Below are 22,942 nucleotides of genomic sequence, written 5' to 3' on the forward strand. Positions count from 1 at the left end.
CGTTTTGGTATCTCTTCCCCCTGTCGTTCTTCCTGTCGTTCCTGTTGGCTTCCCCTGATCGCCCAGCCTGGGGCCAGCCATGGAGGAGGTGCCATACTCGATACAATATTTGTACAAAAAGAACATATAGTATAATTTTCTGTGCAATATTTTCCTGGCTAGAGATCGAAACGCCATGCTGGCTTCCCTCGTCACGCTTCTCTCGTCCCCCGCGCTCGAATCGCGCAAGCCCCGGTCGCCCCTGGCCGCTGCCCTGCACCGGCATACGGCCACGGTGACGTTCACCCCCGAGGGCATCATCCGTCAGGCGAGCCGGGCTTTCCTGTCGGTTCTCGGCTATCAGGCCTCGGAGGTGCTGGGCCGCCACCATCGGATGTTCTGCGACCCGGAAACGGTGAACGGCCGGGAATACGGAGAGTTCTGGGCGGCCCTGGCCCGAGGCGAGCACCGGGCCGGCACCTTCCGACGCCTCGACAAACGGGGGCGCGAGGTCTGGATCGAGGCCACTTATCTGCCGGTGATGAATCGGAGCGGCAAGCATGTCGACCATGTGATCAAGATCGCCAGCGATGTCACCGAACAGCACCAGGCGGCGATGTCGCGCGCGGCACTGGTCGAGGCACTCGGTCAGTCCATGGCCGTGATCGAGTTCACGCCGGAGGGTGTCGTGCTCGATGCCAACCCCAACTTCCTGGCCGCGACCGGCTATGAGCGTGAACAGGTCCTGGGCCAGCACCACCGCCTGTTCTGCCACGAGGCCTTCTACGAGCAGCATCCGGACTTCTGGCAGCGTCTGGCCCAGGGCGAGTTCCGTCAGGGCAAGTTCGAACGGGTCACGGCCTTCGGGGAGCCGCTGTGGCTGGAGGCCACCTACAACCCGGTCTTCGATGCCGATGGCAGGGTGGTACGGGTCGTGAAGTTCGCCACCGATGTCACGGCCGACGTGCAGGCCGCCGAGGCCACCCGTGCTGCCGTCGTCTCGGCCCGGGAGACATCGGCCCAGACGGAGCAGATCACGGCCAGTGGCATGGCGCAGCTGCAGGATATCGTTCGCGAGTGCATGGCGTCCGTCGACGAGATGGGGAGCGCCCGGGAGGCCGTGCAGGCACTCGTGGCCCAGGCGGAACGCATCAACGGCATCACCTCGGAGATCGCGCGAATCGCCGAGCAGACCAATCTGCTGTCGCTGAACGCCACCATCGAAGCGGCTCATGCGGGAGAGCACGGCAGGGGCTTCGCTGTGGTGGCGGGCGAGGTTCGCCAGCTGGCCCATCGGGCGAGCGAATCGGTGGGGCGGATCGACGACGTGCTCGCCGACAACGCCGCCATGGTGGCCCAGGCAAGCGAGCAGATGCGGTCGGCCGTGGACAAGAGCCAGCAGATCCATGCCCATGTGACGGACATCGAGCGACTGGTCGGCGAGATTCGGCGAGGCGCTTCGGATGTCACCTCGTCCGTCGACCGTCTGATCGCCGACCAGGCCCCAGACGCCTGATGCGGAGCCTGTACAGGGTGGCGCTCGGCCGCCGCTGACGCCTCAGTGGCGGGGCATGCCGCACGTCACCGGCTCGCCTCGGCGCCGAACCCCTCGCTCATGGCATGCAGGAGCCGCTCGGCGGTTCCCTGATCGGTCGACAGCGCGGCCGGTAGGGCCTCGCAAGGCTCTCGTCTTGCGGTGCCTCGTAGATGACGTCGCCGTCATTGATGGTCGCCAGTACCTGCAGCTGATCGAGGGTCTCGGGATCGACGGCAGTCGGTCGCCGGAGAGGATCACGAAATCGGCACGCTTGCCGGGGACGATACTGCCCTTGTCGGCCTCCTCGAACTGCTGCCAGGCGGGCCAGATCGTCATCGCCTTGAGGGCCGTCATCACATCGACCCGTTGGCTAGGGCCGAGGATGTCGCCGGAGTGTGCGTCGGGTGAGCGTGGCATCGAGGATTCGCATGCTGTCGGGAAATGCCACCGGGGCGTCGTGGTGGGAGCCGACAGGTAGAATGGGAAGGCACTGACCCGAGACTAGGAGGTGGGGATGGAAGTCGGAGCAGCTGTTACAGCCATCAAAACGGCGCTCGACGCCGCCAGAGCGGCCAAGGATGTTCATAGCCAGGCACAGCTCGACGCGGCGGTAAGCGAGATCATGGAAAAGCTGACCACTGTACAGACAGACCTGCTATCGATGGTCGTCCAGCAGCAGGAACTGGTGGAGGAAGAACAGGCAATTGAAGGAGGAGTTGGCTAAGGAAGCGCGGTTCGAGCGCTTACGTCTAGAGCGCACCCCAACTGGTGACATAGTCATGCCTCTCAAAGATGAGCACATCACCAGCGACGAGCCCGCGCACGTCATCTGCCCCGTGTGCAAGGAAGACAAACGCGTTTCAGTCATGACTGAGGACGAGTACTGGTACAGGTGTCCTTCTTGCAAGTACCTCGCGGGCAAAAAGAAGCGCCCGCCATCCAGTAGGCGAGGACCTATGGTGGTTTAGCTGCTTGTGCCAAAGGTGGCGCTATGCCGCTTCTGCTTCTCTTTTTCCGCCAGTGCCAATTAGGGCGCAATAAAATGCCAAAGGCGCCGCGCGGTTACACTTGGATGCCCAGCAACGAAAAAACGGCCACCGCTCTGATGAGCTAAGTGACCGTTTCTCCTGATGTTCATGGTCGGAGCGACTGGATTCGAACCAGCGACCTTTGCAACCCCATTGCAACGCGCTACCAAGCTGCGCCACGCTCCGACGTTCTCGTTTGGGCTTGTCGCCGTTGGGCGCGTCCCCCGAGAACGAGGCGTATATTACCTCGCTCCCCCGGAAATGAAAAGTCCTTTTTGCGCTTTTTTTCAAAAGGTTGGCTCCCCGCTTGGAGAACTGCCCTCGCGCCACGCGCTTTGTAGAATAGGGGGACACGGACAGGGAGAACGACGATGCCGCTGATATTGGGGATGAGCATGCTGCTGGCGTGCCAGATGTTGGGTGAGCTGCTGGCGCGGGGGCTGGCGGTACCGATCCCCGGGCCCGTGCTTGGCATGGTGATCCTGCTGGTGGCCCTGCTGGTGCGTGGCAAGGTGCCCGATAGCCTGCGAACCTCCGGCGAGGGCCTGCTGCGTTACCTGACGCTGCTGTTCGTGCCGGCCGGCGTCGGGGTGATGGTGCACGGGGCGCTGATCGGTCGGGACATCCTGCCGATTCTGCTGACGCTGGTCGTCTCCACCGCACTGACGCTGGGCGTCACGGCCTGGGTGCTGTCGCGCCTCCAGGGGCGGCTCGGCAAGGGAGGTCGCGGATGAACGTCGCGCGTCTGGACCAGCTGTGGGTCTATCTGTCCGGCAATCCGCTGCTGTCGCTGTTGCTGACCCTGGGGGCTTTCGCCCTCGCGGTGAGGATCAACAAGGCGCTGGGTGGCACGCCGCTGTTGCATCCGGTGATGCTGTCGATCGTCCTGCTGATCGGCAGCCTGCTGCTGCTCGACATGGATTACGCCACCTATTTCGAGGGTGCACAGTTCATCCACTTCCTGCTGGGGCCGGCGACGGTAGCGCTGGCCATCCCGCTTTATGACCATCGCGAGCGCGTCCGTCGCCTGCTGGTGCCGCTGGTGTTGGCCTGTGTGACCGGCATCGTGACCGCGGTCGCCAGCACCCTGGGACTGGCGCTGGTGCTGGGGGCCCGACATGAGACCCTGATGTCGCTCGCGCCGCGGTCGGTGACGTCGCCCATCGCCATGGGCATCGCCGAGCAGATTGGCGGCATACCTTCACTGGCGGCCGGACTGGTGCTGCTGACCGGCGCCATCGGCTGTGCGCTGGGGCCGGTGATCTTCCGCTTGCTGCGTATCCAGGACCCGGCGATACAGGGCTTCGCCATGGGGCTGTCGGCACATGGGTTCGGCACCGCCCAGGCGTTTGCTCGCCTCGGCGCGGTGGCCGGCGCCTTCTCGGGGCTGGCGATGGGGATCACCGGGTTGCTGACGGCCTTCCTGCTGCCGCCGCTGGTGCATCTGCTGGGGCTGGGCTGAGCCAAAAGACATGGGCACCGGAGGGGTGCCCGTTCGGCTGGCCGTTCAGATCTCTTCCCACAGGCGCTTGCGGAAGTCCTCGGAGAGTTCGGTGACTTTCTCGAGCCGCTGCCAATGTGTCCGGGCAACGTCCTGCATGAGCCGCTGATAGCACGCTTGCAGCGCCTGGGGATCCGCCTCTTCGCGGTAGCAGCCGGCCATGCGCTCGCCGCTCTCGGCCAGGGCGCGCAGGCACTTGGCCTCGAACTGCATGGCCTCCGCCAGACTCTCCAGCCAGGCGAACTGCATCCGTACCAGGGGCATCGGGCCCTGGATCAGCTGCGGGTTCCACCACTGCAGCATGGCCTCGCTGGCGGGCGGGAACACATGGGGGGTGTCTCCCGTTGACTGGGTCATCTCGAACCTCCCGAATCGCACGGTGACAGGATGGTGCAGCGCCGTCCGCGACAGTCGCTGCCATGTTCGAAGTATAGGCGCTCCTGGCCCGGTCGAGGTTCATGGCCGGGCTTTCCTTTTTCCACTTGATGCGGATCAGGGAGTGCGCATATCGGCGATCCCTGGTCTACGGTCTAGGGACGAGTCGATCGGAGGGCATGTCCATGTGGCGCGTCATCTCATCGGTACTGGCAGCCTTCTTCGGTGTACAGAAGGAGGCGAGGCGCAAGGAAGATTTCTCCCGTGGCGGGGCGGGGCCCTTTATCGTCGCGGGTGTGCTGCTTGCCGCCGCGCTGGTGGTGCTGATCGCCGTGGTGGCGATGCTGGCGGCTCGCTGAGGGATCCCGGCTGCGTTGAAGGGCTCGTTGGTGAACAGGGCACTGGCCTCGCGGTCAGCGAGCAGCGGGAACCTATACTCGATCCAGGCGTGGTGGATGCACGTCGACGTTCAGGAGGGGGCGATGCGGATGCGCAAGCGGCTCGTTTGGACGATGAGCGGGGCCGTCCTGGTCATGCCGGCCACGGCGGCGTTGGCCAACGGCTGGAACATGCCAGTCGGGGTCACCGATCTGAGCCGTGATATCCATGGTCTGCACATGGCCATCTTCTGGATATGCGTGGTCATCGGCATCGTTGTCTTCGGAGCGCTCTTCTATTCGCTCTTTCGCTATCGCCGCTCCCGCGGCGCCCAACCCGCGCGTTTCCACGAGCACACCACGGTCGAGGTGATCTGGACGGTCGTGCCACTGCTGATCCTGGTGGCGATGGCGGTGCCTGCGACGGCCACGCTCAAGTCGATGTACGACTCCTCCGAGGCCGACATGGAGGTGATGATCACCGGCCAGCAGTGGCGCTGGCGCTACGAATACCGCGACGATGAGGTTGCCTTCCTCTCCAGCCTGGCGACTCCGCGCGAGCAGATCGCCGGCCAGCAGGCCAAGGGCGAGCACTATCTGCTCGAGGTCGACCGGCCGCTGGTACTGCCGGTCGACCGCAAGGTGCGCCTGCTGCTGACCTCCGATGACGTGATCCATTCCTGGTGGGTCCCGGAACTCGGCGTCAAGCAGGATGCCATTCCGGGCTTCGTCAACGAGAACTGGGTACGCATCAACGAGCCGGGCATCTACCGCGGCCAGTGCGCCGAGCTATGTGGCCGCGACCACGGTTTCATGCCGGTCGTCGTCGAGGCGGTGGAGCCCGAACGTTTCGATGCCTGGCTGGCCGAGCGCCAGGCAGAGGCCGCCGAGGCCGCCATGGGGCTCGATCGGGAGTGGGCCATGGAGGAACTGATGGCGCGCGGCGAGCAGGTCTACGGCACCATCTGCGCGTCCTGTCACCAGCCCGATGGCAGTGGCAACCCACCGGTGTTCCCGGCCCTGGCCGGCAACCAGGCGCTGCTGGATGACCGTGAGCGACACATCGAGACGGTGATCGATGGCATCGCGGGCAGCGCCATGCCGGGCTTCGCCAACACGCTGGATCCGGCGGAGATCGCCGCCGTGATCACCTACGAGCGCAACGCCTGGGGCAACGAGGCCGGCGACAGCGTTCAGCCCTCGGCGATCGCCGAGCGGCTCGCCGACTAGACACGGTGGCGGTACTTCTTTCGACGGGCGCGTCCTCGGGGCGCCAACCAGGGGGAACCACGATGGCTTCGCACCTGCCTCCCAAGTCGACCACGCAGCACAGCCAGCCCGCCTCCGCGGGGGTGGCCGCCGAGCCGCACTCGCCGCCGGGGGGGCTCAAGCGCTGGCTGCTGACCACCAACCACAAGGACATCGGCACGCTCTACATGCTGCTGTCGCTGGCGATGTTCTTCATCGGCGGCCTGTTCGCCATGGTCGTCCGCGCCGAGCTGTTCCAGCCGGGGCTGCAACTGGTCGAACCCGAGTTCTTCAACCAGATGACCACCATGCACGGGCTGATCATGATCTTCGGCGCGGTGATGCCGGCCTTTGTCGGGCTGGCCAACTGGATGGTGCCGTTGCAGATCGGCGCACCGGACATGGCGCTGCCGCGGCTCAACAACTTCAGCTTCTGGCTGCTGCCGGTGGCCTTCTCACTGCTGCTGTCGACCTTCTTCATGCCCGGCGGGGCGCCCAACTTCGGCTGGACCTCCTACGCGCCGCTGTCCACCACCTATTCGCCGCCGTCCACCACCTTCTTCATCCTCTCGCTGCACCTGGCGGGCATCAGCTCGATCCTCGGGGCGATCAACATCATCGCCACCATTCTCAATCTGCGAGCGCCGGGCATGCGGCTGATGGACATGTCGCTGTTCGTGTGGACCTGGCTGATCACCGCCTTCCTGCTGATCGCGGTGATGCCGGTGCTGGCCGGGGTGATCACCATGATGCTGCTGGACATCAACTTCGGCACCAGCTTCTTCGATGCCGCCGGCGGTGGCGACCCGGTGCTGTTCCAGCACCTGTTCTGGTTCTTCGGCCATCCGGAGGTCTACATCATGATCCTCCCGGCCTTCGGTATCGTCTCGGTGATCATCCCGACCTTCGCGCGCAAGCCGCTGTTCGGCTACGCCTCCATGGTCTATGCCACGGCCTCCATCGCCATCCTGTCGTTCCTGGTCTGGGCGCACCACATGTTCACGGTGGGCCTGCCGCTGGTGGCCGAGCTGTTCTTCATGTACAGCACCATGCTGATCGCGGTGCCGACCGGGGTGAAGGTCTTCAACTGGGTGACCACGCTGTTCCGCGGCTCGATCACCTTCGAGCCGCCGATGCTGTTCGCCCTGGCCTTCGTGGTGCTGTTCACCATCGGCGGCTTCTCGGGGCTGATGCTGGCGATCTCCCCGGCGGACTTCCAGTATCACGACACCTACTTCGTGGTCGCGCATTTCCACTACGTGCTGGTGCCCGGCGCGGTGTTCGCGATCATGGCCGGCGTCTACTACTGGCTGCCCAAGTGGACCGGCCACTATCCGCACCTGCGGCTGTCCCAGTGGCACTTCTGGCTCTCGGTGATCGGCGTCAACCTGACCTTCTTCCCCATGCATTTCGCCGGGCTGGCCGGGATGCCGAGACGGATCCCCGACTACGCGCTGCAGTTCGCCGACTTCAACATGATCACCAGCATCGGCGCCTTCCTGTTCGGGCTGTCCCAGCTGCTGTTCGTGGTGGTGGTGGTGATGTGCGTGCGCGGCGGCGAGAAGGCGCCGGCCTGCGCCTGGGATGGCGCCGAGGACCTGGAATGGACGGTGCCGAGTCCGGCGCCGCTGCACACCTTCGAGACGCCACCCGATTTCGAGCCGCGGCGTCACTGAGCCGGCTCCGGCGGAGGAGGTCGAACATGAGCGGTGGAAGCTACTACGTGCCCGCGTCGAGCAAGTGGCCGGTGCTGGCGTCGCTGGCACTCGGCGCGATGATGGTCGGCACCGGCACCCTGCTGGTCTTCGGGGTGGCCGGCATGCCGGTGATGGTGGTCGGCCTGCTGGCCGTGCTGGGGGTGATGACGCTGTGGTTCCGTGATGTCATCCGCGAGTCGCGCAGCGGGTTATACGACGCCCAGATGGATCGCTCCTTCCGCTGGGGCATGGGCTGGTTCATCTTCTCGGAGGTGATGTTCTTCGCGGCCTTCTTCGGCACGTTGTTCTACGTACGCACCTTCGCGCTGCCATGGCTGGACGGGGAAGGTGCCAAGGGCGTGGCAGCCCTGCTGTGGCCCGACTTCACCGCCTCCTGGCCGTTGCTCGAGCCCCCCGGCGAGGGCATCGAAGGGCCCCGTGCGGTGCTGTCGCCCTGGCAGTTGCCGCTGGTGAATACCCTGATCCTGGTCGGTTCCAGCATCACCCTGACGGTGGCCCACGAAGCACTCAAGGAAGGCTATCGCACCACGGCGCGACACTGGCTGGCCGGAACCGTGCTGCTCGGGCTGTGTTTCATCGTCATCCAGGGGGTCGAGTACTACGAGGCCTACGCCCACTACGGTCTCACCCTGCAGGCGGGTATCTACGGCGCCACCTTCTTCCTGATGACCGGTTTCCACGGCCTGCACGTGATCATCGGCACCATCATCCTGATTGCCATCCTGGTGCGGGTGTCGCGAGGGCATTTCAGCCGGGACGACCACTTCGGCTTCGAGGCGGCGGCCTGGTACTGGCACTTCGTCGACGTGGTATGGATCGGGCTGTTCACCTTCGTCTATGTGTTCTGAGTGCCTGTGTTTCTGAATGCGTGTGTTCCGAGGGCGTGTCCCGAGCCAGTCAGCCGTCTAGGTGGCCGACATGAAAGCCATAGAAGAGCAGGACCAGCAGCAGCGTCGCCAGCACGACGCGCAGCTTGAGGGAGACGAGGACGCGCCGCGAGCGGCCCCCGTCCTTGATCAGGAACCCGGCGCCGGCGACAAGGCTCGCCACCATGGCCAGGAAAACGAGGGCGATCAGGGTCTTGAATAGCATCTCACACTCCGTGAAAGCGTCCGCCCTCCGGGCCGCCGTACGTGGCAGGGGGCGCCGCCTGGGACTCTGGCTCCTGTGCTGGAGCCTGGTGGTGGCGCTCGGACTGGGACTGGGACTATGGCAGTGGCAGCGGGCTGCCGACAAGCGAGAGCTGCTGTTCCGCCATGAGACGGCACCCGAGCTCGAGAATCCCACCGTATTGCCGCCGGACGGGGCACGCTTGACCCTGAGCGGCGAGTATCTCGGCGACGAGACGCTGTTTCTCGACAATCGCACTCACGGCAATCGGCTGGGCGTGGCGGCCCTGACGCCGCTGCGTGACGAGAAAGGGCGGCTGTGGCTGGTGGAGCGTGGCTTCCTGGCCACCGGCCCCCGTCGGGAGACGCCTACGGTGACCACGCCCGAGGGCACGGTGACGATCGGCGGACGCTGGCAGCTCGCCGGAGATAGCGCGCCGCTGTTCGGTCCCAATCGCGAGGGGCGACGGCTGCAGCGCATGACGCTCTCGGCCTGGCCGTCGCTCGACGAATTTGCCCATGACGGCTGGCTGCATCTAGAGACGGGCCCCGGGCGGCTCGAATCCTGGTGGACGCCCACGGTACTGCCGCCGGAGCGCCACCAGGCCTATGCCCTGCAGTGGTGGGGGCTGGCCCTGGCCGCGCTGGTGGTGATGTGGCTGGGCGGCCGGCGCCTGATACGCGATGGTCGTTCGTCGTCTGTGGACGTGAAGCCTGATCCCGAGGAGTGAGCCGATGCCCCACGATGCTGCCGTTGCCTCCGTCTCGTCGCGGCTCAAGCTGCTGGCGCTGTTTGCGGTGTTCCTGCTGCCCATGGCCGTGGCCTGGGGCATGGTCGAGTGGCGACTGGGCATCCCCGAGGGCCGTATCGCCCACGGTCAGCTGACCCCGGACCTGCCGGCGCTGGAGGCCTGGCCCCTCGATGAGGTGGCCAAGCAGGGTGAGGATGACTGGGTACTGGCCTTCGACTGTCCGGCGGCTTGCGACGCCCAGGCCGATCGCTGGTGGCGCCTGCACCGGGCGCTGGGGCGCGATGCCCATCGCATCAGCCGCCTGCGTCTGGGGGGCAGTGGCGAGGTGCTGCCGGGGGCAGCGGCGGCTGACTGGACACAGGCGGCAGCCTGGCGCTCGCCGGGCCGCCTGTGGGTGTTCGATCCCGACGGTCGCGCGGTGCTGGCCTATGCGCCGGATGTCGAGACGGCACAGGTGCTCGAGGACCTCGAGCTGCTGCTCGAACGCAATCCGGAGCCGCCCATGGCGAGACTCCATGCGGAGTGAGCGAGAAGGAGGTTCGTAGCGTTGCAGTGAGCAGTGGCGGACAGTGAGCAAGGAGGATGGCGATGCGACTCTCCCAGACGTCTCCGGCATGGCGAAGCGTTCTGCGACTGAGCCTGGCCGGTACCGGGCTCTGCGCCCTGGTGGTGCTGGCCGGAGCGGCGACCCGGCTGATGGATGCCGGTCTCGGCTGTCCCGACTGGCCGGGTTGCTATGGTGCACCGCTGGTGCCCGATGCCGAGCGGGCCCTGGCGCATAGCCCCCATCTGCCGCTCGAGGCGACCAAGGCCTGGATGGAAATGCTGCATCGCTATCTGGCGGCGGGGCTGGTGATCATGGCGCTGCTGCTGGCATGGCGCGGGCTTGGCCTGCGCCGCCGCCACGACGGCTATCCCTGGCGATTGACGCTGGGGCTGCTGGTCGTGCTCGCGGTTCAGGGCGCCTTCGGCGCCTTCACCGTGACCTTCAAGCTGTGGCCCCAGGTGGTGACCCTGCACCTGCTGGGTGGTCTCTCGGTGATGGCGATCTTCCTGTGGCTGCACCTGCGGCTGCGCCGTCTGGCGTTTGGCGCTCCTGCGGTCATGCGACCCCGCCGCCTGACGTCGCTGTGGCGGGTGACGTTGCTGGCACTGGTGCTGCAGCTGGCGCTGGGCGGCTGGACTTCGAGCAATTACGCCGGTATCGCCTGCCAGGGGTTCCCTTCCTGCAATGGCCGCTGGGTCGAGGCGCTGGACTGGGGGGAGGGCTTTCATCTGACCCAGGCGGTGGGGCCCAGCTATCTCTACGGCCAGCTGCACGCCGAGGCGCGCAGCGCCATCCAGGTGGGCCACCGCCTCGGGGCCGCGGCACTACTGGCCTGCCTGATGGCGCTTGGCTGGCGCTACCGCGGTGAGCGACAGATGCGTCCGTGGCTGGCGCTGGCGGTCGGCACCGGCCTGGCCCAGGCGGCCCTGGGCGTGGCCAACGTGCTGCTGTGGCTGCCGCTGTGGCTGGCGCTGCTGCATACGGCGGGCGCCGTCTGCCTGGTGGCCAGCCTGGCCCTGGCGGCGTGGCGATGGCGCTGGCCGGTGCCGCAGGTGGCGTCGGCCAGCGCTCTTTCGGCCTACCAGAACAGCGTCACCAGCGGATAGGCCAGCAGGCTGACCAGCAGGGTGCCGATCAGGTTGAGGGCGAAGCCGGCGCGGATCATCGACTGGATGCGCAGGTGCCCGGTGGCGAACACGATGGCGTTGGGTGGCGTGGCCACCGGCATCATGAAGGCGCAGCTCGCGGCGATGGCGGCGGGCACGGTGATCAGCAGCGGCGAGATACCCAGCGACACGGCCAGCGCGCCGAGCAGCGGCAGGAAGGCGGCCGCGGTGGCGGTGTTGGAGGTCACCTCGGTGAGGAAGATGATGACCAGCACCACCACCCCGATCAGGACCAGCAGCGGAAAGGCGCCGAAGATCTCGAGGCGCTGGGCGATCCACTCGGCGAGTCCCGAGCGGCTGATGGCGCCGGCCAGGGTCAGGCCGCCGCCGAACAGCAGCAGGATGCCCCAGGGCAGCGACTGGGCCGCGTCCCAGGTCATCAGCCGCTCGCCGCTGCCGTCACCCGAGGGCGCCAGAAACAGCGCGATGCCGGCGGCGATGGCAATGCCGGTGTCCGACAGCCAGTCGAGGCCGGCTTGGTTGAGCAGCGGGCGACACACCCAGGCGAGGGCGGCCAGCAGGAAGATCAGGCCGACCCGACGCTCGGCGGCGCTGGTGCGGCCAAGCTTCGCCAGCTCGCGGCGCACCATGCCGGCGCTGTCTTCGCCGCCCGCCAGATGGAAGCGGCGGCGTGTCAGCCACCACCAGGCGCATGCCATCATCGTCACGCTGACCGGCAGGCCGACCAGCATCCACTGGGCGAAGCCGAGGTCGATGCCGCGGCTGTCGGCCAGATAGCCGGCCAGCAGCGCGTTGGGCGGGGTGCCGATCAGGGTGGCGATGCCGCCGATGCTGGCGGAGTAGGCGATGGCCAGCAGCAGGGCGGTCGCGTAGCGGGCGAGCTCGTCGGGGTCGCTGTCGTCCAGCAGGCTGATCACCGACATGCCGATGGGCAGCATCATGATCGCCGTGGCGGTATTGGAGACCCACATGCTGAGAAAGCCGGTGGCCAGCATGAAGCCGCCGATCTGGCGGCGTGGCTCGTGGCCAACCACGCGCAGCACGTGCAATGCGATGCGTCGATGCAGGTTCCAGCGCTGCATGGCGATGCCGAGCAGGAAACCGCCCAGGAACAGATAGATGATCGGGTTGGCGTAGCTCGCGGCGGCCTGCTTGATGTCGCCGAGACCCAAGGCCGGGATCAGCACCAGCGGCACCAGCGAGGTGGCGGGAATCGGGATCGCCTCGGTCGACCACCAGGTGGCCATCAGCAGCGCCAGCCCGGCGCAGGCCCAGGCGCTCTCGTTCATGCCGCCAGGCGGCGGCAGTGTCAGCGTCATCAACAGCCACAGCGGGCCGAGGATCAGCCCGATGCGGGCCGCGGTGGTGGGGGGACTTTCCGAATCGCTCATGCCTGGCTCCTTGCCGTGAAGGCCCTGGGGGGATTGGGGCCGTGCGGGGCAGAGTATAAAATGCGTGTCCTTACCCTTCGATGTTTCCGGGAGTCTGCATGTCCCTTACTACCGCGCTGATCCTGCTGGGCATTGCCCTGGCCATCGTGGCCGGCCTGGCGGCCTATGCCGTGACACTGTGGCGCGAGGTGCGCCGCCGCCGGGCCTTCCGCGAGGATGAGCTGCGTCGCGCTCATGAGAACTGCCTGGAGAACCTGGAGCTGGTGGCCGCGGCCCTGCAGCAGAAGCAGGTCGATATCACCGAGGGTGCCTGGCGCTGCAAGACGCTGCTCGACATCCTCGACCCGAGCCTGGTCGAGCGCCCGGAGTTTCGCGCCTTCGGTGAGGTGCATGGTCGTACCCGCCACCTGCATACGCACTCCGCGCGCCAGGCACTGACGCCGAAGGCGCGTTTCCAGGAGGACCGTGAGCGCCTGGCCGTGGAGGACGAGATGCGCGAGGCCGTGCTCGAGGCGGCTGGCGCCGTGCTGCAGTTCCGCCGAGACTGGCCCGGTTCGCTTCACTGATGCGTATCTTGTAGGCGATCGCTGACAACGTATGGTTTGCATCCCGCGGTCAGCTTCGGCAAGCTTGTCATCGCACCGTGAATGGCTCATATGCGGAAGGATGCCAGCGTCATATCACGGTCTCTGCTGGCTGAAACCACATTTTCGTGCTTTCTTAACGATGTAGGCGAACGCTGTTCGCTGCCGCTGGCTATGTACCATCGGACCTCCTGGATGGCGTCCCCACGATGGCCATGCAGATTTGTGTGAAGAAGGAGTCTTACATGAAAAAATCTACGACTGGCTTGCTGCTCGGTTCCGCTCTCGTCGTTGGCCTCTCCGGCTGCGCGAGCTCGGCTTCTCAATCTTCCGGCATGGGCGACAGCGCCTCTTCCGATCGTGCCTGGTACCAGCATCCGGCGGTTTGCGGTCTGGCCGGTGGTCTGATCGGTGGCGGCATCGGCTATGCCTCCTCCAGTGAATCCGACGAGGACACCGGTGCGGCCCTGGGCGGCACTGCCGGCGCCACCATCGGCGCCCTGCTGTGCGCCGAGCCCAACAAGGCGGCCGAGCCGGCACCCCGTGACACCGACGGTGACGGCGTGATCGACGCCAACGATCAGTGCCCGGGCACTCCGGCCGGCGTGGCCGTGGATGCCGTGGGCTGCCCGCTGGACTCCGACGGTGACGGCGTGCCGGACTACCAGGACCAGTGCCCGGGTACCCCGGCGGGTGCCGAAGTCAACGCCCTGGGCTGCGTGGAAGACCTGGTGCTGCGTGACGTCAACTTCGAGTTCGACTCCGCGACCCTGACCATGGGCGCCGAGGGCATCCTCGACGACGTCGCCGACAAGCTGGTGGCCAACGAGAACGTCCGCGTTCGCATCGAAGGTCACACCGACGCCGTGGGCAGTGCAGCCTACAACCAGGACCTGTCTCAGCGCCGTGCGGATTCCGTGGCCGACTACCTGGCATCCCAGGGCGTCGATCGCAACCGCATGCGTACCATCGGCTACGGCGAGTCCCAGCCGGTTGCCTCCAACGAGACCGACGCCGGCCGTGCCGAGAACCGTCGCGTCGAGCTGGGCGAGTGGGAGTGATCTCCGACTGAGCCCTCGCCCCGGCCTGCCGGGGCATCTCGAGAGTGAAAGAGGCGCCTTCGGGCGCCTCTTTTCGTTGTGGCAACATGTTTCGCCGCGACGGCATGGCCTCGTGCCGGCGCCGTCTGCTAGGCTAGGCGCGCTTTCGTAAGCGCTTCCGACGACCATTCTTCTTCTGGCGGCATGTGATCCCTGGTATGGATCACCACTGCGCACAAGGAAATTCTTCATCATGCCCATCGTGACCCTGCCGGACGGCAGCCAGAGAACCTACGACGAACCGCTCACCGTGATGCAGGTGGCCGAGAGCATCGGCACCGGCCTGGCCAAGGCCTGCGTGGCCGGCCGCATCGACGGCGAGCTGGTGGACGCCGCGGACGTCATCGACCGTGACGCCGAGGTGGCCATCATCACCGCGCGCGACGAGGCCGGCCTGGAGATCATCCGCCACTCCTGCGCCCACCTGATCGGGCATGCGGTAAAGCAGCTCTATCCCGATGCCAAGATGGCGATCGGTCCGGTGATCGACGACGGCTTCTACTATGACGTCGACTTCGGCCGCTCGGCGACTCCCGAGGACCTCGAGGCCATCGAGCAGCGCATGAAGGCGCTGATCGACACCGGCTACGACGTGGTGCGCGAGTACGTCGACCGCGACAAGGCCATGCTGACCTTCCTGCATCGTGACGAGCCCTACAAGCAGGAGATCGTGCGCGAGATTCCCGATGGCGAGACCATTCGTCTCTACCATCACCAGGAATACACCGACATGTGCCGCGGCCCGCACGTGCCGAACACGCGTCACCTCAAGGCCTTCAAGCTCACCAAGCTGGCCGGTGCCTACTGGCGCGGCGACGCCGAGCGCCCGATGCTGACCCGCATCTACGGCACCGCCTGGGGCGACAAGAAGCAGCTCAAGGCTTACCTCAAGCGTCTCGAGGAAGCCGAGAAGCGCGATCACCGCAAGCTGGCCAAGAAGATGGATCTCTTCCACTTGCAGGAAGAGGCCCCGGGCATGGTCTTCTGGCACCCCAACGGCTGGACCATGTACCAGGCGCTGGAGCAGTACATGCGTCGGGTGCAGATCGAGCACGGCTATCAGGAGATCAAGACGCCCCAGGTGGTCGATCTCTCGCTGTGGAAGGCGTCCGGTCACTGGGGTCACTACAGCGACCTGATGTTCACCACCGAGTCGGAAAAGCGCGAATACGCGGTCAAGCCGATGAACTGCCCCTGCCATGTGCAGGTGTTCAACCAGGGCCTGAAGAGCTACCGCGATCTGCCGCTGCGCCTGGCCGAGTTCGGCAGCTGCCACCGCAACGAGCCCTCCGGCTCGCTGCACGGCCTGATGCGCGTGCGTGGCTTCACCCAGGACGATGCGCACATCTTCTGCACCGAGGGGCAGATCCAGTCCGAGGCCGAGGCCTTCATCGCGCTGACGCTGCAGGTCTACAAGGAGCTGGGCTTCGAGGACGTCGAGCTCAAGCTGTCCACCCGTCCGGATGACTTCATGGGCGAGGCCGAGCTGTGGGATCGCGCCGAGGCCGGTCTCGAGGCCGCGCTGAACAGCACTGGCCTGGACTGGGACCTGCAGCCCGGCGAGGGCGCCTTCTACGGGCCCAAGATCGAGTTCTCGCTGCGTGACTGCCTGAACCGCGTCTGGCAGTGCGGCACCCTGCAGCTCGACTTCAACCTGCCGGGCCGCCTGGGCGCCCAGTTCGTCGACGAGCACGGCGATCGCAAGACGCCGGTGATGCTGCACCGTGCTATCCTTGGGTCCTTCGAGCGTTTCCTCGGCATCCTCATCGAGCACTACGCCGGGGCCATGCCGCTGTGGCTCGCGCCGGAGCAGGCCGTGATCCTCAACATCACCGATTCGCAGCGGGATTTCGTCGAAAATCTCGAACGCCGCTTGCAGAAAATCGGCATGCGCGTCAAGGCGGACTTGAGGAACGAGAAGATCGGCTTTAAAATTCGCGAGCATACGTTGCAGAAGGTCCCCTATCTCCTGGTGGTGGGAGATAAGGAAGTCGAAGCCGATTCCATCGCGGTGCGCACCCGCACCGGCGAAGACCTCGGCACCATGACGGTGGAGACCTTCATCGACAAGGTGCTGGCCGAACGGTTATAACGACATCTTCCAAGACTAAAGTGGAGACGGAACCATCAAGCGAAGCAACCCCAGAGGGCGTCCGCAGGACAAGCGGCCCCCGATGAACGAGCGGATTACCGTAGATGAGGTTCGCCTGATCGACAGCGACGGCGAGCAGCTCGGCGTCATGCCGACTCGCGATGCCCTGGAGCGCGCGGAAGCCGCCGGTATGGACCTGGTCCAGATTTCCAATGCCGATCCGATCGTCTGCAAGATCATGGATTACGGCAAGTTCGTCTTCGAGCAGAAGAAGCAGAAGGCGGCACAGAAGAAGAAGCAGAAGCAGATTCAGGTCAAGGAAGTCAAGTTCCGGCCTGGCACCGACGAGGGCGACTATCAGGTCAAGATGAAGAACCTGACACGTTTCCTCGAAGGTGGCGACAAGGGCAAGGTCACGCTGCGCTTCCGCGGGCGCGAAATGGCCCATCAGGACCTCGGTCGTAAACTGATGGAACGGATCGCCGCCGATCTCGAAGATCTCGGCACCGTGGAGTCCTTCCCGAAGATGGAAGGGCGGCAGATGATCATGATCATTGCCCCCAAGAAGAAGTGATCCGACGGCCCGTCAAACGGATGGCCGGCATCTAGCCGGCCATTGGCCCCGGATTTTCTCAAAAACCTCGAGCGGAGTGTATTCTCATGCCGAAAATCAAGAGCAACAGCGGCGCTGCCAAGCGCTTCAAGAAGACGGCCAACGGCTTCAAGCACAAGCAGTCGTTCCGTAGCCACATCCTGACCAAGAAGTCCACCAAGCGTAAGCGTCAGCTGCGTGGTATGCAGCAGGTCCACGACGCCGACAAGCAGCTCGTGCAGCGCATGCTGCCGAACCTGTAATCCTTGGTAGACCATTTTTAAACGTCAGGAGTAAGCCATGACTCGCGTCAAGCGTGGTGTCGTCGCACGTCGTCGTCACAAGAAGATTCTCAGCCAGGCCAAGGGTTACTACGGTGCCCGTTCACGCGTCTTCCGCGTTGCCAAGCAGGCCGTCATCAAGGCCGGTCAGTACGCCTACCGTGACCGTCGCCAGCGCAAGCGTCAGTTCCGTGCCCTGTGGATCCAGCGTATCAACGCCGGTGCCCGTCAGCACGGTCTGTCCTACAGCCGCTTCGTCGGTGGCCTGAAGAAGGCCGGCATCAAGATCGACCGCAAGGTCTTGGCCGATCTGGCCGTCAACGAAAAGGCTGCCTTTGCCGCTATCGTCGAGAAGGCCAAGGCTGCCCAGTAAGTGATCTCGTGACGGCATGGTGGGCTTCTCGTGAGCGCGCCATGCCACGGATCGTCGCAGGGGAAGAGCAGCCGCTCTTCCCCTGTTTTTTTGGCATGTGACCCCCTGATCAAGACATCGGAGCACAACGGATGGACCACCTTCCCACTCTGGTCGCCGAGGCCCGCGACGCCGTTCAGGCCGCCGAGAGCATGGCCGCCCTGGACGAGCTGCGAGTGCGCTACCTCGGCAAGAAGGGCGAGATCACCGCGCTGCTCAAGGGCCTCGGCAAGCTGCCCCCCGAGGAGCGCCCGGCGGCCGGCGAGCGCATCAACGAGGCCAAGCAGGCGCTGTCCCAGGAGATCGATGCTCGCCGCCAGGCCCTGGAGAAGGCCGCATTGGAAGCGCGTCTGGCCGCCGAGCGCCTCGACGTGACCCTGCCCGGCCGTGGCCAGCCCAGCGGCGGCCTGCACCCGGTGACTCGCACCCTGGAGCGCATCGAGGGACTGTTCACCCGCGTCGGCTTCGACGTGGCGGTCGGTCCGGAAATCGAGGACGACTACCACAACTTCGAGGCCCTCAACATTCCCGCCCATCACCCGGCGCGGGGCATGGCCGATACCTTCTATTTCGACGCCACCCGGCTGCTGCGTACCCACACCTCGCCGGTCCAGGTGCGCACCATGAAGGACCAGGAGCCGCCGATCCGCATCGTCTGCCCGGGCCGCGTCTATCGCAGCGACTCGGACCTGACCCACACGCCCATGTTCCACCAGGTGGAAGGGTTGCTGGTCGACGAGGACGTGCGGTTCTCCGACCTCAAGGGCACCGTCGAGGACTTCCTGCACGCCTTCTTCGAGCGTGACGACCTCTCGGTCCGTTTCCGCCCGTCCTACTTCCCGTTCACCGAGCCCTCCGCCGAGGTCGACATCGAGTGCGTGATGTGCAGCGGCGACGGCTGCCGCGTGTGCTCGCACACCGGCTGGCTCGAGGTGATGGGCTGCGGCATGGTGCACCCCGAGGTGTTCCGCCACGCCGGCATCGACAGCGAGCGCTACAAGGGCTTCGCCTTCGGCATGGGCGCCGAGCGCCTGGCCATGCTGCGCTACGGCGTCAACGACCTGCGGCTGTTCTTCGACAACGACCTGCGCTTCCTCAAGCAGTTCGCCTGATCGACCACCGACTACGCGGAAACAGGAACTGACATGAAATTTTCCGAACAGTGGCTGCGTGAATGGGTCTCCCCGGCGCTGGCGACCCAGGCACTGGCCGACCAGGTCACCATGGCCGGCCTCGAGGTCGATGCCATCGAGCCGGTGGCGGCCGAGTTCACCGACGTGGTGGTGGCCGAGGTCGTCGCCCGCGAACAGCATCCCGACGCCGACAAGCTCAACGTCTGCCAGGTCGAGGACGGCAGCGGCGAGCGCGTCCAGGTCGTCTGCGGCGCGCCCAACGTCGACGTCGGCCAGAAGGTGCCCTTCGCCCGGGTCGGCGCGGTGCTGCCCGGCGACTTCAAGATCAAGAAGGCCAAGCTGCGCGGCGTCGAGTCTCGCGGCATGATCTGCGCCTCCTCCGAGCTCGGTCTCGAGGAAGAGGCGTCGCCGGGCATCCTGGTGCTGCCGGTCGACGCGCCGGTGGGCGAGGGCGTGCGCGACTACCTGGGCCTGGACGACCACACCATCGAGGTCGACCTGACCCCGAACCGCGGCGACTGCCTGAGCGTCAAGGGCATGGCCCGCGAGGTCGGCGTGCTCAACCGCCTGCCGGTCGAAGGCCCGGCCATCGCGCCGGTGGCGGCGAGCCACGACGAGACCTTCCCGGTGCGCGTCGAGGACGCCGACGGCTGTCCGCGCTATCTGGGGCGGGTGATCAAGGGCGTCGACGTGACCGCCGAGACGCCGCTGTGGATGGTCGAGCGCCTGCGTCGCAGCGGCATTCGTACCATCGACCCGGTGGTCGACGTCACCAACTACGTGATGCTCGAGCTCGGCCAGCCGCTGCACGCCTTCGATCGCGCCAACCTCAGTGAAGCCGTGGTGGTGCGTCGCGCCCGTGAGGGCGAGCGGCTGGTGCTGCTCGACGGTCAGGAGATCACCCTGGGCGACGGCACCCTGGTGATCGCCGACGAGCGCGGCCCGCTGGCCATCGCCGGCGTGATGGGCGGTGAGCACTCCGGCGTCAGCGCCGAGACCCGCGACATCTTCCTCGAGGCGGCGCACTTCTCGCCGCTGGCGGTGGCCGGTCAGGCGCGCTCCTACGGTCTGCACACCGACGCCTCCCACCGCTTCGAGCGCGGCGTGGACCCGGCGCTGGCCCGCGAGGCCGCCGAGCGCGCCACCGCGCTGCTGCTGGAGATCGTCGGCGGCGAGCCCGGCCCGCTGGTCGAGGTGGTCGACGCCGAGCGCCTGCCCGGCGACCGTGAGGTGCTGCTGCGTCGCGAGCGTCTGGATCAGGCCCTGGACAAGGTACTCGACGGCGAAGAGGTCGGCGAGATCCTCGAGCGTCTCGGCCTCGCGGTCGAGAGCGTCGAGGCGGGCTGGCAGGCGCGCATGCCGAGCTGGCGCTTCGATCTGGCCATCGAGGAAGACCTGATCGAGGAAGTGGCGCGCATCCATGGCTACAACCGCCTGCCGGTGCGTCGTCCCCAGGCCCGCCTGGGCCTCGAGCCCGATCACGAGGCGCGCACGCCGCTGTCCCGCCTGCGCAACCAGATGGTCGCGCGCGGCTACTTCGAGGCGGTGACCTACAGCTTCGTGGCGCCGGAGCTGCAGTCCACGCTGCTGCCGGAATCGGTATCCCCGACGCTGGCCAACCCGATCTCCAGCGACCTGTCGGTGATGCGGGCGAGCCTGTTCCCGGGCCTGGTGCGTGCGCTGCAGCACAACCTCAATCGCCAGCAGACCCGGGTGCGGCTGTTCGAGACCGGCCTGGTGTTCCGCGGCGAGCTGGACGGCCTGCATCAGGTGCCGATGCTCGGTGCCCTGGTCTGCGGCGCCCGCGATCCGGAAGGCTGGAACGGCGGCAAGGACAAGGTCGACTTCTTCGACCTGAAGGGCGACCTGGAGACCCTGCTGGCCATGGGCGGCGAGCCCGAGGCCTGGCGCTTCGAGCCGGCCGAGCATCCGGCCCTGCACCCCGGCCAGTGCGCGCGGGTGCTGTACCGCGGCGAGGAGGCCGGCTGGATCGGCACCCTGCACCCGGCGGTGCGCGCCGAGCTGGGCCTGAAGGTCGATGCGGTGATGTTCGAGGTTCGCCTCGAGGCGCTGACCCAGGGCCAGGTGCCGGCCTTCGCGCCGCTGTCGCGCTATCCCGAGGTGCGTCGTGACCTGGCCTTCCTGGTCGACGCCGAGCGCCCGGTCCAGGCGCTGCTCGACACCGTCCACGCCCAGGCCGGCGAATGGCTGGTGGATGTGCGCCTGTTCGACGTCTATCAGGGCAAGGGCGTGGCCGAGGGTCGCAAGAGCGTCGCCCTGGGCTTGACCTGGCAGCATCCTTCGCGCACGCTAAATGACGAGGAAATCAACCACTTGGTCGATGCCATCGTCGAGGAGTCGCGGCTGCATCTGGGCGCCGAGCTTCGCGCATGAGGGATTCCGGGCTCGACCAGCAGCGAGAGGGAAGCGACATGGGGGCGTTGACCAAGGCCGAACTGGCCGAACATCTGCACGCCGACCTCGGTCTCTCCAAGCGTGAGGCCAAGTCCATGGTGGAAGCCTTCTTCGAGGAGATCCGTGCCTGCCTGCGCGAGAACGAGCAGGTCAAGCTGTCGGGCTTCGGGAACTTCGACCTCAGGGACAAGAGCGAGCGGCCGGGCCGTAACCCCAAGACGGGCGAGGAGATTCCGATCTCCGCCCGGCGGGTGGTGACCTTCCGGCCGGGGCAGAAGCTCAAGACGCAGGTCGAGGAGTATCAACCCGAGGAGGGCTGATCGCGCCTCCTTCATGCGACACGCCGACGCCACTCTCCGGGGTGGCGTCGGCGTTTCCGGCCTGCCGAAAGGCGCCTAGAGTGCGCCCCTCTCCAGCCACCAGGTGATCACCACCTTGAGCACATAGCCCAGCATGCCGGCGCCGAGAACCACGAACAGCATCAGGGTGCCGAAGCGCCCGGCCTTCGACTGCCTGGCCAGGTCCCAGATGATGAAGCACATGAACAGCATCAGGCCGCCGATCATCAGGGGGGTGATCCAGGCTTCGAAGGTGTGGGTCATGAGGGCTCCCGGAGATGAGGTGGGCGGGGTGGCCAGTATACGGTCTGGCGCCCTGGTCCGCAGTGGGGCGAGGGTGCGGTCATGCCGGCGAGCATGTTAACATCCGATCAAATTTCTCAGGCAAATCCATGACATGCCCAAGCTCAAGATATTCGTCGGCACCATGTATGGCGGCGCCCTGGATGTGGCCGAGCAGGTTCAGCCGCTGTTCGAGGACGCCGGCTATGAGGTCGAGATCTTCGACCAGCCGACCCTGGCCCACCTGACCGACACGCCCACCGATCTGGCGCTGTTCTGCGTCTCCACCACCGGCAGCGGCGACGTGCCCGGCAATATGGTGCCCTTCGTGCGCGAGCTGGATGCCCGTAGCCCCGGGCTCACCGAGCTGCGCTACGGCATGATCGCCCTGGGCGACGGTTCTTACGTCGATTCCTTCTGCGGCGCCGGGCGCTCCCTCGACGAGCGGCTTCAGGGGCAGGGCGCCACGCGTCTGGGCGAGCGCCTCGAGATCGACGCCATGGAGACCTTCATGGCCGATGATGCCGCGATACCCTGGGTCGAGGAGTGGATCGCCACCCAGCAGCTGAAGGTGGCCTGATGGGCGCGACCTCGAGCCCCGAGCGGCTCAGTCTGCTGGTCGGGCTGGCGGTGATGATGGCGGCGACCCTGCCGCGCTATCTGATCGGTGGCTATCAGACGCGCCTGATCCTGCTGACGTTCGCGATCGTCGCGGTGCTTGGCGTGGCGCTGGCCCAGTGGCGGCTACTGGCCGCCGAGGCCCGTCCCAGGCTGCCGGTACTGCTGCGCCGGCTGGTGGTCTTCCTGGCGGCGGGGCTGGTGGCGATGGCGGCCTGGCAGGGCCTCGTCGCCGGCTGGAGCGGCTGGGCGCTGCTGGCTTCCCACGGCACGACCCTGGGGCTGCTGCTGCATGCGATCGCTATCTGGCTCAAGCCCCTGCGCGACTGAGCGCCTGCCCATGCCAGACGAAGAAGCCCCGCCGGCGGATGCCGGCGGGGCTTTTCGTTGGCGGCTTCTCCGGCGC

Annotated in this window: 27 protein-coding genes and 1 tRNA gene; 22 read left to right on the top strand and 6 right to left on the bottom strand. The window is 66.3% G+C overall.

Translation table 11 applies throughout. From position 1 onward, the window contains the following. Positions 1 to 175: 175 nt before the first annotated feature. Positions 176 to 1,495 (top strand): methyl-accepting chemotaxis protein, encoded by a 1,320-nt coding sequence (locus QWG60_RS07880; RefSeq protein WP_107181975.1) that lies wholly within the window; start codon positions 176 to 178, stop codon positions 1,493 to 1,495. Positions 1,496 to 1,537: 42 nt separating this feature from the next. On the opposite strand, the gene QWG60_RS07885 is transcribed toward QWG60_RS07880, so the two are convergent. Next, positions 1,538 to 1,933: an amidohydrolase family protein gene (locus QWG60_RS07885; protein WP_311241431.1), complete on the bottom strand. Its 396-nt coding sequence runs from the start codon at positions 1,931 to 1,933 to the stop codon at positions 1,538 to 1,540. Between the two features lie 97 nt (positions 1,934 to 2,030). Here QWG60_RS07885 and QWG60_RS07890 point away from each other — a divergent pair, with 97 nt between their 5' ends. Further along, complete coding sequence (locus QWG60_RS07890) at positions 2,031 to 2,240, top strand: hypothetical protein (protein ID WP_046078752.1); 210 nt, start codon at positions 2,031 to 2,033, stop codon at positions 2,238 to 2,240. Between the two features lie 413 nt (positions 2,241 to 2,653). Here the strand turns inward: QWG60_RS07890 and QWG60_RS07895 are convergent. After that, positions 2,654 to 2,730: transfer RNA gene (locus QWG60_RS07895), tRNA-Pro, on the bottom strand. Between the two features lie 185 nt (positions 2,731 to 2,915). Between QWG60_RS07895 and QWG60_RS07900 the strand changes: the two genes are divergently transcribed. Further along, the gene (locus tag QWG60_RS07900) at positions 2,916 to 3,278 is read left to right on the top strand and encodes a CidA/LrgA family protein (protein ID WP_035595812.1); all 363 of its coding nucleotides are present in this window, start codon (positions 2,916 to 2,918) and stop codon (positions 3,276 to 3,278) included. Continuing rightward, a complete protein-coding gene (locus tag QWG60_RS07905) occupies positions 3,275 to 4,006 on the top strand; it encodes an LrgB family protein (RefSeq protein WP_146907524.1) in 732 nt (243 codons plus the stop codon). The genes QWG60_RS07900 and QWG60_RS07905 overlap by 4 nt, the downstream gene beginning before the upstream one ends. A gap of 45 nt (positions 4,007 to 4,051) precedes the next feature. Here the strand turns inward: QWG60_RS07905 and QWG60_RS07910 are convergent, their stop codons facing one another. Next, a complete protein-coding gene (locus QWG60_RS07910) occupies positions 4,052 to 4,402 on the bottom strand; it encodes a hypothetical protein (RefSeq protein ID WP_146907522.1) in 351 nt (116 codons plus the stop codon). A gap of 203 nt (positions 4,403 to 4,605) precedes the next feature. Between QWG60_RS07910 and QWG60_RS07915 the strand changes: the two genes are divergently transcribed. The 4 genes from QWG60_RS07915 to QWG60_RS07930 all read left to right on the top strand — a co-directional run bounded on the left by QWG60_RS07915 (position 4,606) and on the right by QWG60_RS07930 (position 8,611). Continuing rightward, a complete protein-coding gene (locus QWG60_RS07915) occupies positions 4,606 to 4,779 on the top strand; it encodes a DUF2970 domain-containing protein (protein WP_082090853.1) in 174 nt (57 codons plus the stop codon). A gap of 153 nt (positions 4,780 to 4,932) precedes the next feature. After that, entirely contained in the window at positions 4,933 to 6,027 is a 1,095-nt protein-coding gene (coxB, locus tag QWG60_RS07920) for a cytochrome c oxidase subunit II (protein ID WP_246124614.1), read from the top strand. Positions 6,028 to 6,089: 62 nt separating this feature from the next. Continuing rightward, the gene (gene ctaD, locus QWG60_RS07925; protein WP_035595820.1) at positions 6,090 to 7,721 is read left to right on the top strand and encodes a cytochrome c oxidase subunit I; all 1,632 of its coding nucleotides are present in this window, start codon (positions 6,090 to 6,092) and stop codon (positions 7,719 to 7,721) included. 26 nt (positions 7,722 to 7,747) lie between these two features. Further along, entirely contained in the window at positions 7,748 to 8,611 is an 864-nt protein-coding gene (locus QWG60_RS07930; RefSeq protein ID WP_107181966.1) for a cytochrome c oxidase subunit 3, read from the top strand. 49 nt (positions 8,612 to 8,660) lie between these two features. Here the strand turns inward: QWG60_RS07930 and QWG60_RS07935 are convergent, their stop codons facing one another. Beyond that, positions 8,661 to 8,855, bottom strand: coding sequence for a DUF2909 family protein (locus QWG60_RS07935; RefSeq protein ID WP_107182149.1), 195 nt, complete (start codon positions 8,853 to 8,855; stop codon positions 8,661 to 8,663). A gap of 91 nt (positions 8,856 to 8,946) precedes the next feature. Here QWG60_RS07935 and QWG60_RS07940 point away from each other — a divergent pair, with 91 nt between their 5' ends. From QWG60_RS07940 to QWG60_RS07950, 3 genes are all read left to right on the top strand, one after another. Then, positions 8,947 to 9,603, top strand: coding sequence for an SURF1 family protein (locus QWG60_RS07940; protein WP_307725194.1), 657 nt, complete (start codon positions 8,947 to 8,949; stop codon positions 9,601 to 9,603). Between the two features lie 4 nt (positions 9,604 to 9,607). Continuing rightward, positions 9,608 to 10,150 (top strand): hypothetical protein, encoded by a 543-nt coding sequence (locus QWG60_RS07945; RefSeq protein WP_107181964.1) that lies wholly within the window; start codon positions 9,608 to 9,610, stop codon positions 10,148 to 10,150. A 62-nt stretch (positions 10,151 to 10,212) separates the two neighbouring features. Next, positions 10,213 to 11,277 (top strand): COX15/CtaA family protein, encoded by a 1,065-nt coding sequence (locus QWG60_RS07950; protein WP_107181963.1) that lies wholly within the window; start codon positions 10,213 to 10,215, stop codon positions 11,275 to 11,277. Here QWG60_RS07950 and QWG60_RS07955 read toward each other — a convergent pair. Continuing rightward, the gene (locus QWG60_RS07955) at positions 11,250 to 12,689 is read right to left on the bottom strand and encodes an SLC13 family permease (RefSeq protein WP_107181962.1); all 1,440 of its coding nucleotides are present in this window, start codon (positions 12,687 to 12,689) and stop codon (positions 11,250 to 11,252) included. The genes QWG60_RS07950 and QWG60_RS07955 overlap by 28 nt on opposite strands. Positions 12,690 to 12,787: 98 nt before the next feature. Between QWG60_RS07955 and QWG60_RS07960 the strand changes: the two genes are divergently transcribed. The 9 genes from QWG60_RS07960 to QWG60_RS08000 all read left to right on the top strand — a co-directional run bounded on the left by QWG60_RS07960 (position 12,788) and on the right by QWG60_RS08000 (position 21,618). After that, entirely contained in the window at positions 12,788 to 13,255 is a 468-nt protein-coding gene (locus tag QWG60_RS07960) for a DUF2489 domain-containing protein (RefSeq protein ID WP_035595832.1), read from the top strand. Between the two features lie 263 nt (positions 13,256 to 13,518). Beyond that, positions 13,519 to 14,334: an OmpA family protein gene (locus QWG60_RS07965; RefSeq protein WP_046078745.1), complete on the top strand. Its 816-nt coding sequence runs from the start codon at positions 13,519 to 13,521 to the stop codon at positions 14,332 to 14,334. 232 nt (positions 14,335 to 14,566) lie between these two features. Continuing rightward, the gene (gene thrS / locus QWG60_RS07970) at positions 14,567 to 16,465 is read left to right on the top strand and encodes a threonine--tRNA ligase (protein WP_046078744.1); all 1,899 of its coding nucleotides are present in this window, start codon (positions 14,567 to 14,569) and stop codon (positions 16,463 to 16,465) included. 34 nt (positions 16,466 to 16,499) lie between these two features. Beyond that, positions 16,500 to 17,039, top strand: coding sequence for a translation initiation factor IF-3 (infC, locus tag QWG60_RS07975; protein ID WP_081945830.1), 540 nt, complete (start codon positions 16,500 to 16,502; stop codon positions 17,037 to 17,039). Between the two features lie 86 nt (positions 17,040 to 17,125). Further along, complete coding sequence (rpmI, locus tag QWG60_RS07980; protein ID WP_035595839.1) at positions 17,126 to 17,320, top strand: 50S ribosomal protein L35; 195 nt, start codon at positions 17,126 to 17,128, stop codon at positions 17,318 to 17,320. Between the two features lie 37 nt (positions 17,321 to 17,357). Beyond that, complete coding sequence (gene rplT, locus QWG60_RS07985) at positions 17,358 to 17,711, top strand: 50S ribosomal protein L20 (protein ID WP_146907515.1); 354 nt, start codon at positions 17,358 to 17,360, stop codon at positions 17,709 to 17,711. 131 nt (positions 17,712 to 17,842) lie between these two features. Next, complete coding sequence (gene pheS / locus QWG60_RS07990; RefSeq protein ID WP_035595842.1) at positions 17,843 to 18,862, top strand: phenylalanine--tRNA ligase subunit alpha; 1,020 nt, start codon at positions 17,843 to 17,845, stop codon at positions 18,860 to 18,862. A gap of 33 nt (positions 18,863 to 18,895) precedes the next feature. Continuing rightward, positions 18,896 to 21,277: a phenylalanine--tRNA ligase subunit beta gene (gene pheT / locus QWG60_RS07995; protein ID WP_146907513.1), complete on the top strand. Its 2,382-nt coding sequence runs from the start codon at positions 18,896 to 18,898 to the stop codon at positions 21,275 to 21,277. Between the two features lie 38 nt (positions 21,278 to 21,315). Continuing rightward, positions 21,316 to 21,618, top strand: coding sequence for an integration host factor subunit alpha (locus QWG60_RS08000; protein WP_035595846.1), 303 nt, complete (start codon positions 21,316 to 21,318; stop codon positions 21,616 to 21,618). 75 nt (positions 21,619 to 21,693) lie between these two features. On the opposite strand, the gene QWG60_RS08005 is transcribed toward QWG60_RS08000, so the two are convergent. Continuing rightward, positions 21,694 to 21,900, bottom strand: a complete 207-nt coding sequence (locus tag QWG60_RS08005) for a DUF2788 domain-containing protein (RefSeq protein WP_016854834.1) — start codon at positions 21,898 to 21,900, stop codon at positions 21,694 to 21,696. Between the two features lie 133 nt (positions 21,901 to 22,033). Between QWG60_RS08005 and QWG60_RS08010 the strand changes: the two genes are divergently transcribed. Next, positions 22,034 to 22,498 (top strand): flavodoxin domain-containing protein, encoded by a 465-nt coding sequence (locus QWG60_RS08010; RefSeq protein ID WP_146907510.1) that lies wholly within the window; start codon positions 22,034 to 22,036, stop codon positions 22,496 to 22,498. Further along, a complete protein-coding gene (locus QWG60_RS08015) occupies positions 22,498 to 22,866 on the top strand; it encodes a hypothetical protein (RefSeq protein ID WP_046078742.1) in 369 nt (122 codons plus the stop codon). Before QWG60_RS08010 ends, QWG60_RS08015 begins: the two co-directional genes overlap by 1 nt. Positions 22,867 to 22,942: the final 76 nt, after the last annotated feature.

The organism is Halomonas halophila (genome assembly GCF_030406665.1).
In the GTDB taxonomy this organism is placed as follows: domain Bacteria; phylum Pseudomonadota; class Gammaproteobacteria; order Pseudomonadales; family Halomonadaceae; genus Halomonas; species Halomonas halophila.